12 protein-coding genes are annotated in these 13831 nt (G+C 65.1%); 8 read left to right on the top strand and 4 right to left on the bottom strand.

Annotated features, from left to right (window positions below):
- Positions 1-101 precede the first annotated feature (101 nt).
- On the top strand, positions 102-3560 hold the full coding sequence (locus tag AC6I1W_RS05995; protein ID WP_270235647.1) for a bifunctional proline dehydrogenase/L-glutamate gamma-semialdehyde dehydrogenase: 3459 nt from the start codon (positions 102-104) through the stop codon (positions 3558-3560).
- An 11-nt stretch (positions 3561-3571) separates the two neighbouring features.
- On the opposite strand, the gene AC6I1W_RS06000 is transcribed toward AC6I1W_RS05995, so the two are convergent.
- Entirely contained in the window at positions 3572-4621 is a 1050-nt protein-coding gene (locus AC6I1W_RS06000; protein WP_270235650.1) for an alcohol dehydrogenase catalytic domain-containing protein, read from the bottom strand.
- A 128-nt stretch (positions 4622-4749) separates the two neighbouring features.
- Between AC6I1W_RS06000 and AC6I1W_RS06005 the strand changes: the two genes are divergently transcribed.
- Positions 4750-6444, top strand: a complete 1695-nt coding sequence (locus tag AC6I1W_RS06005; RefSeq protein ID WP_270235652.1) for a dihydroxyacetone kinase family protein — start codon at positions 4750-4752, stop codon at positions 6442-6444.
- A gap of 30 nt (positions 6445-6474) precedes the next feature.
- On the opposite strand, the gene AC6I1W_RS06010 is transcribed toward AC6I1W_RS06005, so the two are convergent.
- On the bottom strand, positions 6475-6978 hold the full coding sequence (locus tag AC6I1W_RS06010) for a phosphoribosyltransferase (RefSeq protein WP_063279569.1): 504 nt from the start codon (positions 6976-6978) through the stop codon (positions 6475-6477).
- Positions 6979-7063: 85 nt separating this feature from the next.
- Between AC6I1W_RS06010 and AC6I1W_RS06015 the strand changes: the two genes are divergently transcribed.
- The gene (locus tag AC6I1W_RS06015) at positions 7064-7522 is read left to right on the top strand and encodes a hypothetical protein (protein WP_221268873.1); all 459 of its coding nucleotides are present in this window, start codon (positions 7064-7066) and stop codon (positions 7520-7522) included.
- Positions 7523-7535: 13 nt separating this feature from the next.
- Here AC6I1W_RS06015 and AC6I1W_RS06020 read toward each other — a convergent pair whose 3' ends face one another.
- The gene (locus AC6I1W_RS06020; protein ID WP_016667202.1) at positions 7536-8033 is read right to left on the bottom strand and encodes a GNAT family N-acetyltransferase; all 498 of its coding nucleotides are present in this window, start codon (positions 8031-8033) and stop codon (positions 7536-7538) included.
- Here AC6I1W_RS06020 and AC6I1W_RS06025 point away from each other — a divergent pair.
- The 5 genes from AC6I1W_RS06025 (at position 8032) to dapC (ending at position 12880) form a co-directional block, all read left to right on the top strand.
- Positions 8032-8157, top strand: coding sequence for a hypothetical protein (locus tag AC6I1W_RS06025; RefSeq protein ID WP_256998432.1), 126 nt, complete (start codon positions 8032-8034; stop codon positions 8155-8157). The genes AC6I1W_RS06020 and AC6I1W_RS06025 overlap by 2 nt on opposite strands.
- Before the next feature lie 178 nt (positions 8158-8335).
- Positions 8336-9880: a Re/Si-specific NAD(P)(+) transhydrogenase subunit alpha gene (locus AC6I1W_RS06030; protein ID WP_063279575.1), complete on the top strand. Its 1545-nt coding sequence runs from the start codon at positions 8336-8338 to the stop codon at positions 9878-9880.
- Between the two features lie 3 nt (positions 9881-9883).
- A complete protein-coding gene (locus AC6I1W_RS06035; protein WP_063279571.1) occupies positions 9884-11305 on the top strand; it encodes an NAD(P)(+) transhydrogenase (Re/Si-specific) subunit beta in 1422 nt (473 codons plus the stop codon).
- Between the two features lie 148 nt (positions 11306-11453).
- Positions 11454-11774, top strand: coding sequence for a ferredoxin (fdxA, locus tag AC6I1W_RS06040; RefSeq protein WP_016667205.1), 321 nt, complete (start codon positions 11454-11456; stop codon positions 11772-11774).
- Positions 11771-12880 carry a succinyldiaminopimelate transaminase gene (gene dapC / locus AC6I1W_RS06045; RefSeq protein ID WP_284950404.1) on the top strand — a complete coding sequence of 370 codons (1110 nt, stop codon included), beginning with the start codon at positions 11771-11773 and terminating at the stop codon, positions 12878-12880. The genes fdxA and dapC overlap by 4 nt, the downstream gene beginning before the upstream one ends.
- Before the next feature lie 3 nt (positions 12881-12883).
- Here the strand turns inward: dapC and AC6I1W_RS06050 are convergent, their stop codons facing one another.
- Positions 12884-13831, bottom strand: a complete 948-nt coding sequence (locus AC6I1W_RS06050; RefSeq protein WP_231128518.1) for a hypothetical protein — start codon at positions 13829-13831, stop codon at positions 12884-12886.

Consider the following 13831-nt stretch of genomic DNA (forward strand, 5'->3'; position numbering starts at 1 on the left):
TCGGATATTCGCGGCGACATTCTTGCACCATCAGATACCTGGCGAGGCTGCACGCCCTTGTGAATCGCACGTTGCTGTCCTGACGGGGCTACAGTCTTGCCATGAGTATCGACGCTGATACCTGGGCATCCCCATCCCCACGCCCTGCTGACCTGGTCGACGAAGCTGTTGAGCAGGTCCACACCTGGCTACGCGACACCAATGGAGTGTCGAAACGAACGACAGATCGCGCACAGATCGCTGCGGGACTGCTGTCTGACGTGTTGTCCCACCCCGCCGGCCTGCCCTTCACCCTGGCCTTCATCGACCGGGTCGTGCGTCCCGAGGACGCCCGCACTGCCGCGGCGAACCTGGCTGAGCTGTCCAAGACCGATTGTTCCTTCCTGCCCGCCGCGCTGCAGATGGCGGTGCGAACCGGTGGCCGGATGGCTCCGATCGCTCCTGACATCGTCGTCCCGGCAGCGCGCAATGCCCTGCGTCAGCTGGTGGGTCACCTCGTCGTCGACGCTCGTCCGGGTCCACTGACCCGCACCCTGAAGGCCCTCCGCAGCTCAGGGGTGAGGCTCAACCTCAATCTGCTGGGTGAGGCCGTGCTGGGAGACCGCGAGGCAGAGTCCCGACTCGAAGGGACGATGAACCTGCTTGCCCGTGACGACGTCGACTACGTCTCCATCAAGATCTCGGCCGTGGTCAACCAGCTCGACCTGTGGGCCCATGAGGCGACGGTCGACGAGGTCGTCGAGCAATTGCTGCCGCTGTATCACCTGGCCGCGAACTCCCCGAAGCCGAAGTTCATCAACCTGGACATGGAGGAGTATCACGACCTCGACCTGACGATCGGGGTCTTCCAGAAGCTCCTCGACCGTCCGGAACTGCACAATCTGGAGGCCGGCATCGTCCTGCAGGCCTACCTGCCGGACTCCTTGGCCGCCCTGCAAGGACTCGTCGAGTGGGCTGACCGCCGCACCGCTGCTGGTGGAGCCGGTATCAAGGTGCGTCTGGTCAAGGGAGCCAACCTTGCCATGGAGCGGGTGGACGCCGAGATCCACGGCTGGCAGCAGACCCCGTGGCCCTCCAAGCTCGCCACCGACACCAACTACAAGCGGATCCTCGACTGGGCCCTCACCCCTGAACGCACGCGCTCGGTGCGTTACGGCGTCGCTGGCCACAACCTCTTCGACATCGCCCTGACGAAACTGCTCTCGGAGCGACGCGGAGTCCGCGACCGGGTCGAGTTCGAGATGCTGCTGGGCATGGCCCCCGACCAGGTGGAGCGCATCGGAGCCGACGTCGGCGGGCTGCTGCTCTACACCCCGGTCGTCGACCCCGCTCATTTCGACGTCGCCATCAGCTACCTGGTGCGTCGTCTGGAGGAGAACGCCGCCAGCGAGAACTTCATGTCGGCGGTCTTCCAGCTCGGTCACGACTCTGATCTCTTCGCTCGCGAGGAGGCGAGGTTCCGTACCGCCGTGGCCGGGATCACCCGCGACGTTCCCGAGCCGCGTCGCCATCAGGAGCCCGATCGGGTGCCCGACCTGTCCGACGGATTCGTCCAGTCGACCGACTCCGACCCCTCCCTGCCCAACATCCGTGCTTGGGCCGCCACGGTCGCCGAGGAGATGAAGGGTTGCCAGCTGGGGGAGACCACCCTGGCCGCCAACCACATCGACACCGTCGGCCAGGCTGACGCCGTCATCGCCACTGCCCTCGATGCCCAGCCCGGATGGGCGGCACGCGGAGGTCACGAGCGCGCCGAGATGCTGCGCAAGGTCACCAAGGCATTCGCGGATCGCCGCGGAGACCTGCTTGCGGTGGCCGGTGCCGAGACCGGCAAGATCCTCGCCGAGGGTGACGTCGAGGTCTCCGAGGCCATCGATTTCGCGGCCTGGTACGCCGATCGGGCCGAGGAGCTCGAGACGGTCGACGGAGCCGAGTTCATTCCGCCGCGGGTCACCGTCGTCACCCCGCCGTGGAACTTCGCCCTGTCCATCACCGCCGGATCCACCCTGTCAGCCCTGGCTGCTGGGTCCTCGGTGCTGCTCAAGCCCGCCCCGCAGGCTCGCCACTGCGGCGCCGTCATCGCCGAGTGCTTGTGGGAAGCCGGGATCCCGCGTGACGTCCTGCAGCTCGTCGACGTCGAGGAAAACGAGGCCGGTAAGCACCTGGTGAGCCATCCCGAGGTGGATCGGGTCATCCTCACCGGAGCATGGGAGACCGCCAAACTCTTCCGGTCCTGGCGTCACGACCTGCCGGTGCTGGCCGAGACCAGCGGCAAGAACTCGATCATCGTCACCGAGAACGCCGACTACGACCTGGCCGCCGCCGACATCATCAAGGCGGCCTTCGGCAATGCCGGCCAGAAGTGCTCGGCAGCCTCCCTCATCATCTTGGTGGGGCAGGCCTACCGTTCCGAGCGGCTGCGCAATCAGATCCTCGACGCCGCGTCCTCAATCCGCGTCGGCTCGCCGTCTGACCTGCGCTCCCAGATGGGCCCGCTCGCTGAGCCGGCCAAGGGCAAGCTCCTCGACGGTCTGACAAAGCTTGACCCGGGCCAGGTGTGGGCCCTCAAGCCGGTGCGCATCGACAAGGAGGGACGGTACTGGTCTCCCGGAGTGCGCGGTGGCATCAAGCCCGGGGATCCCTACCACATCACCGAGTACTTCGGCCCGATCACCGGCATCATGTACGCCCCCGACCTGGCCACCGCCATCGAGTATCAGAACGGCACTGCCTTCGGTCTGACTGCCGGTCTGCACTCCCTGGATCCTTCTGAGATCGAGTACTGGGCCGAACGGGTCAAGGCCGGAAACCTTTACGTCAACCGCGGTATCACCGGTGCGATCGTCGGTCGTCAGCCCTTTGGTGGCTGGAAGCGTTCAGCGGTGGGCCCAGGTGCCAAGGCAGGCGGCTACCACTACCTGCAGGTGCTGGGTTCCTGGAAGCGTTCCGATGTGACGACCCCGACCCCCGCGGATCGTCCGTGTGCATTGGTCGAGCAGTTCGTCGGTCACGTGGAGGGAATCATCACCCGCGAGGAGCGGGCCTGGCTGCTCGACGCCGTCGCCCGCGACGCCCACGAGTGGGGCGAATGGTTCGGACGCTCCACCGACATCGGTGGACTGGAACGCGAGCGCAACGTGCTGCGCTACCGTCCGGCTCCCACCCAGGTGCGCGGCTGCGCCGACGCCAAGCCGGTTGACGTCGCCCGTGTCATCGCCGTCGGTCTGCTGGCCGCTGGCCATGAGATGTCGGTGAGCCTCGACCCCAGCCTCGACGAAGGCCTGGGACGAGCCCTGCGCTCGGTCGGAGTGGCCGTCACCACTGCCAGCGACGACGACTGGTACGCCAGCCTCGGTGCCGGCCGGGTGCGGCTGGTCGGAGGAGACCCGTCACGTGCCGCCGACGAGGCCGACGGTGACCCCGATCTGGCTGTGTGGGCCAACGAGGTTACCAGCGCGCCGCAGATCGAACTGTTGCCCTTCCTGCGGGAGCAGTCGGTCTCGGTGACGGCTCACCGATTCGGCAACCCTGACACCGGGGCCCTCTCTGTGAAACTGTGAGGTGATGCGGCTCAGCGCCGGGGGTCGATAGCGATCTTCACCCCGGCGTGACCGCGCACCGCGTCGACGGCGTCGGTCCACTGGGACAGCCCGAAGGTGTGGGTGACGATCGGGGCCTCGTCGATGTCCCCGCGACCCAACATCTCGACGGCGCGGTGGACGTCGGCGCGACGAGCATTCGATCCTCCCGAGACCGTGAGCTCCTGGTAGTGCACGGTGTTGGGGGTGATCGTCGCCGTTGATCCCTTGGGGAAGCCGGCGAACCAGCTCACCCGCCCGCCCGGGGCGGCAAGGTCAAGGGACTGCTCGGCCAGTTCATTGCGTCCGATGGCGACGATGACGAGGTCGGCACCGAAACCATCAGTGCGCTCGGCAACGACCTCGACGAGGTGATCGGGTGAGGTGGTGACGGCCCCCATGGCCGCCGCACGGTCGCGTCGGTCAGCGTGCTTCTCGCACAGGATGACCTGTCCCGCTCCGCATGCCAGGTTGAGCTGGGTGTGAAGCAGACCAATCGCCCCGCCGCCGATGATGACGACCGTCTCCCCAGGGTTGACCCCACCATGTCGACGGTGCCCGTTGAGAACACAAGAGAGGGGTTCGGCCAGAGCCAGCCGGTTGGCCGGCATCTCGGAGGCGACCGGGATGACGTTGCCGCGAGCGACTGCTCGGGCCGGCACACACAGCCAGGGAGCCAGCCCGCCGTCGATCCCGTAGCCGATGAGTTCGCAGTGACTGCACAGGTGCTCGCGTCCGGCCAGGCAGGCCCGACAGGTGCCACAGGAGACGACGATGGAGACGGTGGCCTGCTGTCCGACGGTCAGCCCCTCGACCCCCTCGCCGAGGGAGGCGATCCGTCCGGCGATCTCGTGTCCGAGAGTGACCCCAGGGCGCACCCCGGTGGTTTTTTCACCGGAGATGATGCGGAGGTCGGTGCCGCAAATCGTCGTCGCCTCGACGGCCAGGACGACCTCGCCGCGGCCCGGCGTGGGAATGGGTTTTTCGGCAAGGTGAACGTCTCCGGGGCTATTGAGGACCAAGGCCGGCATGGTGTGCGTCATGTGATCTCCTTCGACGTCTCCAGTGTCCCATTTTTTCGGCACGCTGGGCACGCTGGGAACACACCAATTATCATGGAGCGTGGGAAAACCACCATCAACGATGATGAAATGACAGGAGAGTCCCAGCCATGACCCGACTCGTGAACAACCCCGATGATTTTCCGTCCCAGGCCGTCGCCGGGCTCGCCAGCGCCTTCCCGAACCACCTGAGGCCGGTGTTCGGTGGCGTGGTTCGTGCTGCCCGCACCGATCGCAAGGTCGCCCTCGTCGTCGGTGGCGGCTCAGGTCACTACCCGGCCTTCGCTGGCTGGGTCGGCCCGGGATTTGCCGACGGTGCCGTCTGCGGCAACATCTTCTCCTCTCCCTCAGCCTCCCAGGCCTACTCGGTCTGCAAGGCGGCGGATCGGGGAGCGGGAGTCCTCATCGGTTTTGGCAACTACGCCGGTGACGTCCTGCACTTCGGGCAGGCGGCGGAACGGTTGCGCAGCGAAGGCATCGACACCCGTTGCCTGCTCGTCACCGACGACATCGCCTCGGCAGGCCCCGAGGATCACCTCAAGCGTCGTGGCATCGCCGGCGACCTCCCGGTCTTCAAGGTGACAGCGGCTGCCTGTGAGGAAGGTCGTGACATCGACGAGGTCGTCAAGGTCTTCGATCGTGTCAACGATCGCGCCCGGTCCTTCGGGGTGGCCTTCGCCGGGTGCACCCTGCCGGGAGCTGACGAGCCGCTGTTCCGTGTCGCGCCTGGTCAGATGGGTGTCGGCATGGGTATCCACGGGGAGCCAGGTATCCATGACGAGGCTCTCGGTACGGCCGACGAGGTCGCCGCCATGCTCGTCGACGGGCTGCTGGCCGACCGCCCGGACAATCCGGGGACCCGGGTCGTCCCGATCGTCAACGGACTTGGCTCCACCAAGTACGAGGAACTCTTCGTGCTGTGGAACGACATCAGTCGTCGTCTCGAGGAGGCGGGGCTGACGATCGTCGACCCGCAGGTGGGGGAGTTCGTCACCAGCCTCGACATGGCAGGTGTTTCTCTGACTCTGGTGTGGCTCGACGAGGTCATTGAACCGCTGTGGTTGGCGGCCTGCGACACCCCTGCTTACCGTCGTGGCGCGGTTGGTCAGGTCGACCTCGACACCACACCGTTGTCCCAGGAGGCTGAGCACGTCTCGGTCGCGGCCCCGGGGTCGCAAGCCTCCCAGGAGCTTGCCGACGTCGTCATCAAGGGATTGGAAGCAGTGGCGACCACCCTGTCGGAGCGGGCCAATGAGCTGGGCCGGCTCGACTCGGTGGCCGGTGACGGTGACCACGGCATCGGCATGACGCGTGGATCCCAGGCCGCTCTCGCCGAGGCCAAGCGGGTCAGGGGAGATGGGGCCGGCGCGGCAACCACCCTCAACGCCGCTGGCTCGGCCTGGTCCGAGCATGCCGGTGGCACCTCGGGTGCGCTGTGGGGAGCGGTGCTGACCGCCTTCGGTGCGGTGCTGGGTGACGAGGACCCGGCCAGTGACGAGGCCATTCGTCAGGCTGCTCGTGCTGCCCTCGACGCCGTCACCAGGTTGGGCGGGGCGAAGCTCGGGGACAAGACCATGGTCGATGCGATGGATCCCTTCGTGACGACGTTGGAGTCGTCACCGGATCCACTGTCGCAGGCGTGGACGTCAGCGTGTGATGCCGCTGACAAGGGGGCTCAGGCGACCTCCGAGGTGACTGCCAAGGTCGGTCGGGCGCGCCCGCTTGGTGAGAAGTCCTTGGGCACGCCCGACCCCGGAGCGGTGTCCTTCCACGACGTGGTCGTCGCGGTGGGGTCGGTGCTGTGACTCAGCGCTGACCGACGGGAGGCTTCGCACTCAGCGTTGACCAACGGGAGGCTTCGCGCTCCACGGGAACACGATCCACTTGTCAGTGGCCTTCCAGACGAAGTCCGGACTGATGACAGTGGTGGGCTTGGCGTAGAGCACCGCCGAGCGAACGTCGGCACCGAATCCGCGCAGCAGCTTGAGCACGAGTGCCAGAGTGCGGCCGGAATCGGCGACGTCGTCGACGACGAGGATTCGCTTGCCACGGATGGAATCAGTGTCGAGCATCGGGGCCAGCAGCACCGGATCAGGCAGGGTCTCCTCGACATCGGTGTAGAACTCGACGTTGATGGCATCGGTGAGCTTGACGCCAAGGGAGTAGGTGAGGGCTCCGCCCGGGATCATGCCTCCGCGAGCTACCGCGATCACGATCTCGGGATCGAAGTCCGAATTGTGGATCTGGGTGGCGAGTTCGTCGGTGGCGTCACCGAAGGTTTTCCAGGTGAGGATTTCCTTGCTCTCAAGGTCACTGGCGTCAGCATGGTAGGCGGTCATGGGGCAACACTACCGACCCCATGAACCGCATATAGGGTATGTTCAAGGACAGGCTGAAGGTACGGGCGCGACCGGAGGAGTCGTCATGACTGAGCTCAACGCACAGGAACACGATGAGAGGCCGAGCTGGACGGGGCGAGCGGTCCTGACAGGAATCGGATTCTTCGTGGCCGCCTGTCTGGTGGCCTGGCTTCGGATTGAGCAGTACTCCCAGGCGATGGCCATCATCGGATCGGCTCTCTACACCCTCCTGATGTGGTTCTCGGCGGGCTCGTTCGTCCTTGCCATCTATGAGGCGCGACGGCCGCGGCTGGCCCTGGGGGGCCGATCGCTGCGGGTCCCGATCATCGTTGGTCTGACCTGTCTTGTCGGCGGTTTCATCGCCCAGACCATCAAGGTTCAGTTGGTCGAGCACAGTGAGGCGACTCAGGTGACGGTGGCCTCCGAGATCCTCGCCAACGTCATCCTTCTTCTTCAGGAGTTCGGAGTCATCTGCCTGGCGGTGAGCCTGGTGGTGGCATGCATCCGCTCCCGTGACCGTTGACGGATGGTTCTGATCACCCCAACACGAATTGCATGATGATCGCCGTGCGCCAACTGTCCATCTTGTGCGCGATGTGAGGCAGTCGACCCACCTCGGTGAATCCCATGGCAGAGTGAAAGCCGATGCTGCCGACGTTGTCAGAGTCGATGACCGACACCAGGCTGTGCAGACCGTCGCGGCGAGCCTGCCGCATGAGTTCGGTCATGAGTTTGCGTCCGACCCCTCGACCGCGAGCAGGGGCGTCCAACCAGATGGATACCTCCGCGGTGACGTCGTATCCCTCACCGTCTCGGAAGTGATGATAGGTCGCGTATCCGCCGAAGAGCCCGTCGACCTCTGCCACCAGGACCGGTCTGCCATCGTCGACCAGGTCGCGCCACCAGGTGCGTCGGTCGGATACCTGTGAGTGGCTCACGGTGTACGAGGACGGGGTGCCCACTGCGTGGTCATTGTGGACACGCGTTGCTGCCGGCAGATCCTGTTCTTGCATCGCTCGGATGATGACGTCCATGACCGGAACAGTAACGAGCCTTGAGCGGGATTCCCGTTGGCTGTTTGCCCAGTGGGACGCCGCCATGAAGGTCACCGGCGTGTCCGCGCTCTCGGTGATTGATGACAACCAGGAACGAGGTTGAAGGATGGCTGAGAAAACACCGCCGCAAGGCCCGCGGCAAGGGAACTGGGGCCAGTTTCACGACGGGGTGGGATGTTACCGCGGGTAGCGTCCCGTTTTTCTCATGGATGTGGGTAGATGTGAGGAAACGTGCAACCCCGGTGTCGTGGTCAGGGACGTTTGGCCGTAAAGTCACCATCATGATCATCGGAATCCCACGGGAGTCACTCCCGGGTGAGAATCGGGTCGCCGCGACTCCGACGACTGTTCCCGCCCTACTCAAACTCGGCTACGAGGTGGTCGTCGAGTCCGGAGCTGGCGATCACGCCGCTCTGCCTGACCACGCGTACGAAGAGGCCGGAGCCAGGATCGTCGGACCGGGGGAGGCGTGGAAGGCCGACCTCGTGCTGGCCGTCAATGAACCCACCGACGACCAGATCGCCCTCATGTGCTCCGGCACTGTCCTCGTCACTTTCCTTCATCCGCGTCAGGATCTTGCCCTTACCGAGAAGCTGGCTGCCGCCGGCATCACCGGCCTGAGTATGGACATGGTTCCGCGTATCTCGCGTGCTCAGTCCATGGATGCTCTGTCCTCGATGGCCAACATCTCGGGTTACCGGGCTGTCGTGGAGGCTGCATTCGCGTACGGTCGAACCTTTGGCGGCCAGGTCACGGCTGCTGGCAAGGTTGCGCCGGCCAAGGTCTTCGTCATCGGTACCGGTGTCGCCGGCCTGGCCGCGCTGGGTGCCGCCAACTCGATGGGGGCCGAGGTCTACGCCACCGACGTCCGTCCGGAGACCGCCGAGCAGGTGCAGTCGATGGGTGCCACCTTCCTGCACGTGCGCACCGGTGACTCCGATCAGGGCGTCAGCTCCGATGGCTACGCCAAGGAGGCCAGCGACGATTACAACGCCCGCGCTGCTGAGCTCTACATGGAGCAGGCGGGTAAGGATGACGTCATCATCACCACGGCTGCCATCCCGGGCAAGCCGTCCCCGAAGCTCATCACCGCCGAGATGGTCGCTGCCATGAAGCCCGGCAGCGTCATCGTCGACCTCGCTGCCCTGGGTGGTGGCAACTGTGAGCTCACCCGTCCAGGTGAGTCCTACGTCACCGACAACGGCGTGACGATCATCGGCTACACCGACCTGCCATCCCGTCTGCCGGGTCAGGCCAGTCAGCTCTACGGCACCAACCTCGTCAACCTGCTGAAGTTGGCGACCCCCGAGAAGAACGGAGAGCTCGTCCTCAACTTCGACGACGAGGTTATCCGCACCATGACGGTGTGCCACGAGAGCCAGGTGGCGTTCCCGCCGCCACCGGTCCAGGTCGCTGCTGCTCCCCAGCCGGTCGCCAAGGCCGAAACCGAGACCCCGGTTGTCCCCGAGAAGAATCCGCGTCCGTGGCCCCAGACCTTCGGCATCGTCGCTGTGCTGTCGATCGCGCTCATCACCCTGCTGACCTTCTCCCCGACGGAGTTCGTCGCCCTCTTCGGCACCTTCGCGATCGCTGTGGTCGTCGGCTACTACGTGGTGTGGAACGTCACCCACGCCCTCCACACCCCGCTGATGAGTGTCACCAACGCCATCAGCGGCATCATCATCGTCGGTGCCATCACCCAGCTCGGCAGTGAATCGTGGGGTATCCGGATCGTCGCCGCGTTGACTGTGCTCATCGCCAGTATCAACATCTTCGGCGGTTTCACGGTCACCCAGCGCATGCTCAAGATGTTCAGGAAGGCCTGATCCATGACGTCAACACTTCTCATTGCCCCGATGGCCGGGTCGTTGGTGAACTTCGTCAACGCCTCCTTCATCATCTCGGGCCTGCTGTTCATCTTCGCCCTCGCTGGTCTGTCCAAGTTCGAGACCTCGAAGAAGGGCAACGCATACGGCATCCTCGGCATGGTCATCGCGATCATCGCGACGATCGTCGCCCTGGTGAAGCTGCCGGGATACTCCCCGGTGTCCATGGTCCTCCTCTTCATCCCGATGCTCATCGGTGGTGCCTTCGGTGTGTGGAAGGCCCTCAAGGTCGAGATGACGGGAATGCCTGAGCTTATCGCTCAGCTGCACTCCTTCGTCGGTCTTGCTGCCGTCCTCATCGGTTTCAACGCCTTCGCCGAGGAGGGGACCGGTGCCAGCACCTTCCAGCTCTCCGAGATCTGGATTGGCATCTTCATCGGTGCCCTGACCTTCACCGGGTCCCTGGTGGCCTGGGGCAAGCTGTCGGGCAAGGTTCCCTCGAAGCCGCTGACCCTGCCCGGGCGCAACTGGATCAACCTCGGCCTGCTGGTCGTCATCATCGGCTGCGGCATCTGGTTCTCCAACGTTTCCGGAGGCATCGCCTGGCTGCCGCTGGTCCTCCTGACGCTGGCCTCCCTGTTCCTCGGTTTCCACCTGGTTGCCGCCATCGGTGGCGCTGACATGCCGGTCGTCATCTCGATGCTGAACAGCTACTCCGGTTGGGCGGCTGCCTTCTCCGGATTCAGCCTCCACATCCCGGTGCTCATCGTCACGGGTGCCCTGGTGGGCTTCTCTGGCGCCATCCTGTCCTACATCATGTGCCAGGCCATGAACCGCTCCTTCGTGTCGGTCATCCTGGGCGGCTTCGGCGATGCCCCGGCCGTTGAGGGTGACGGCCCGGACGGTGAGATCACCGAGATCAAGGCTGATGAGCTGGCCTCCCAGCTGTCCGACGCTTCCTCGGTCATCATCGCTCCCGGATACGGCATGGCGGTGGCCCAGGCCCAGTACCCGGTGGCCGAGCTGGCCAAGAAGCTGCGCGACAAGGGAGTGGACGTCAGGTTCGCGATCCACCCGGTCGCCGGTCGTCTGCCCGGCCACATGAACGTGCTGCTCGCCGAGGCCCATGTGCCTTACGACATCGTCATGGAGATGGACGAGATCAACGACGACTTCGCTGACGCCGACATCGTCCTGGTCATCGGAGCCAACGACACCGTCAACCCGTCCGCCATGGATCCCGGTACCCCGATCTCGGGCATGCCGGTTCTCCATGTGTGGGAGGGCCATGAGGTCGTCGTCTTCAAGCGGTCCATGAAGCCCGGTTACGCCGGCGTCGAGAACCCGCTGTTCTTCGCCGACAACACCCGGATGCTCTTCGGTGATGCCAAGGCCAGTGTTGACGCCCTGGTCACCGCTCTCTGAGGCACGCTGACAACCTGATTCCGACGCCCATGATCGTCCGACGGTCATGGGCGTCGGTGCATCCCCGAAGACGGATGTCATGGCGCGGCACTATGATGACGGTGAATGTCTATCAGGCCCCTTGTCAGGGCCGGAACAAGGAGAAGACGTGACCTACGTCATCGGTCTGCCCTGCGTGGACGTCAAGGATCGTGCCTGCGTCGAGGAGTGCCCCGTCGACTGCATCTACGAGGGTGAGCGCAGCCTCTACATCCATCCTGAGGAGTGCGTCGACTGCGGTGCATGTGAGCCCGTCTGCCCCGTCGAGGCCATCTACTACGAGGATGACCTGCCCGGCGATCAGGAGAAGTTCCTCGACATCAACGCCGAGTTCTTCGACGAGCTGGGTTCCCCGGGTGGTGCTGCCCGCCTCGGCCCGACCCACAAGGACCACCCGGCCGTCGAGGCCCTGCCCCCGCAGGGCGAATGAGTCGCCGTATCGTCTCAGCCAGTCTGCCCATCTTCCCGTGGGACACCATCGCTGACGCCAAGGCCAAGGCACAGGCCCACCCAGGTGGCATCGTCGACCTGTCGGTGGGCACCCCGGTTGACCCGACTCCCCAGGTCGTCACCGAGGCCCTGACAGCGTTCAGCGACGCCCACGGTTACCCGCAGGTGTGGGGGACCCCTGCCCTGCGAGCCGGCATCCTGGACCATATGAAGCAGGTCTGGGGCGCACCGGCGCATCTCGACGAGAACAGTGTCCTGCCGGTCATCGGGACTAAGGAATTGGTGGCGTCGTTGCCAAGCCAGCTTGGCCTGGGCCCGGACTCGATGATCGTCATTCCGGCCTGCGCCTACCCGACCTACCGGGTTGGTGCCCAGCTTGCCAGAGCCACCGTGCAGGCCGTCGATGAGCCCGATGAGGTCGGGGGCACCCCCGATCTCATCTGGATCAATTCGCCGGCCAACCCGTCGGGTCGCATCCTCGACCTCGACGAGATGAAGGCTTGGGTTGAACTGGCTCGCAGCACCGGAGCCGTGCTGGCCTCCGATGAGTGCTACGGCGAGTTCGTCTGGGAGGGGAAGTCCATCTCCGTCCTCGACGAAAGGGTCAACGGTGGTGATGTCACCGGTCTGCTTGCCTGTCTGTCGATGTCCAAGCGCTCGAACATGGCTGGATATCGTGCGGGCTTCGTCGTCGGTGACGCCGACCTCACCCGTGAGTTGCTCACCTTGCGCAAGCACTCGGGTCTCATGATTCCGGCCCCGGTCGCCGAGGCCATGCAGGCTGCTCTGTCGGACCGATCCCATGTGTTGGAACAGGCAAAGCGCTACCAGCTGCGCCGTGACGTCCTCAAGCCTGCCCTCGAACAGGCTGGTTTCCGGATCGACCACTCCGAGGGATCTCTCTACTTGTGGGCGACTCATGAGGAGGACTGCCGAGCAACCCTGGACAGGTTGGCTGATCTGGGCATTCTCTGTTCACCAGGGGACTTCTACGTCGACGGTGGCTCCGACCACGTCCGCATTGGGCTGACGGCCACTGACGAGAGGGTCAACACCGCGGCCGAGAGGCTGTCCGAGTCTCACTGAGAGTCAGCTGCGGGCGGTGACGGTGCCGGTGACTCGGCCCGTCCCGCTGACAGCAGGGCTCGCTGACGGGCCGGATGCTGCACTCCATGAGGCGTGGTGATCGGGGTCAGCACTCCAACTCGTCGTCGCGACGGTGGCGCGATCGATCGGCCCCAGATTCGTGCTCGCCATCGTCAAGGCCACCGCTGCCCGGGTTGAGACCAGGTCCCTGGCGGCGAAGGTCGCCGTCGCCCCCGTGGTCTGGATGGCGATCTTGTCGGCCATCCCCTTGCGCACCGTCTGAATGAGCTTGTCAATCGTGGTCGTCTCGGAGGACCTGTTGACACAGGACAAGGCCGAGGGGGAGTGGCCAGTCAGCGCTGATGCCCATGCCTTGGCTAGCGGCTCGTGCTTGCGGTAGGCCTCCGGGTATCCGGAGCGCTGCACCTGCTGGGCGGCGTCATTGATGCTGATGTCCTTCCAATTTCCGAACTTCACCAGCTCCTCATAGAACTTCCCGGAGGAGTACCACGGGTCCATGATCTGCTTGGAAGTTCCCCATCCCTGGGAGGGACGCTGCTGGAAGAGTCCCAAGGAGTCACGATCGCCATAGTCGATGTTGCGCAGCTTCGACTCCTGCATGGCGGTCGCCAGGGCGACGGTGGCTGCATGGGCCGACAGGCCGCGTCGAATCGACTCGGCAGTGATGATGGCGGCGTTCTGGGACTGTTCCAGGTCAAGGTCGTAGGACTGGCCGGACGCTGTCACCCGGCAGCCCTCCGGCTCGACGGTGTCGAACGGGTCGACGGTCTTCCACACCTTGTAGCCTCCCCAGCCCAGCCCCGCCAAGATCGCCAACACCACGACGAGGGCAGCTATCGACCTGGCGGGATTGGTGGAACGGCGCCTGCGTCGACCCTGGGGTCGTCGCGTGGTGGCAGGGCGGGCCCGGCGGGATGAGGACTTTGTCAT

This window comes from Cutibacterium sp. KB22876 (genome assembly GCF_059728865.1).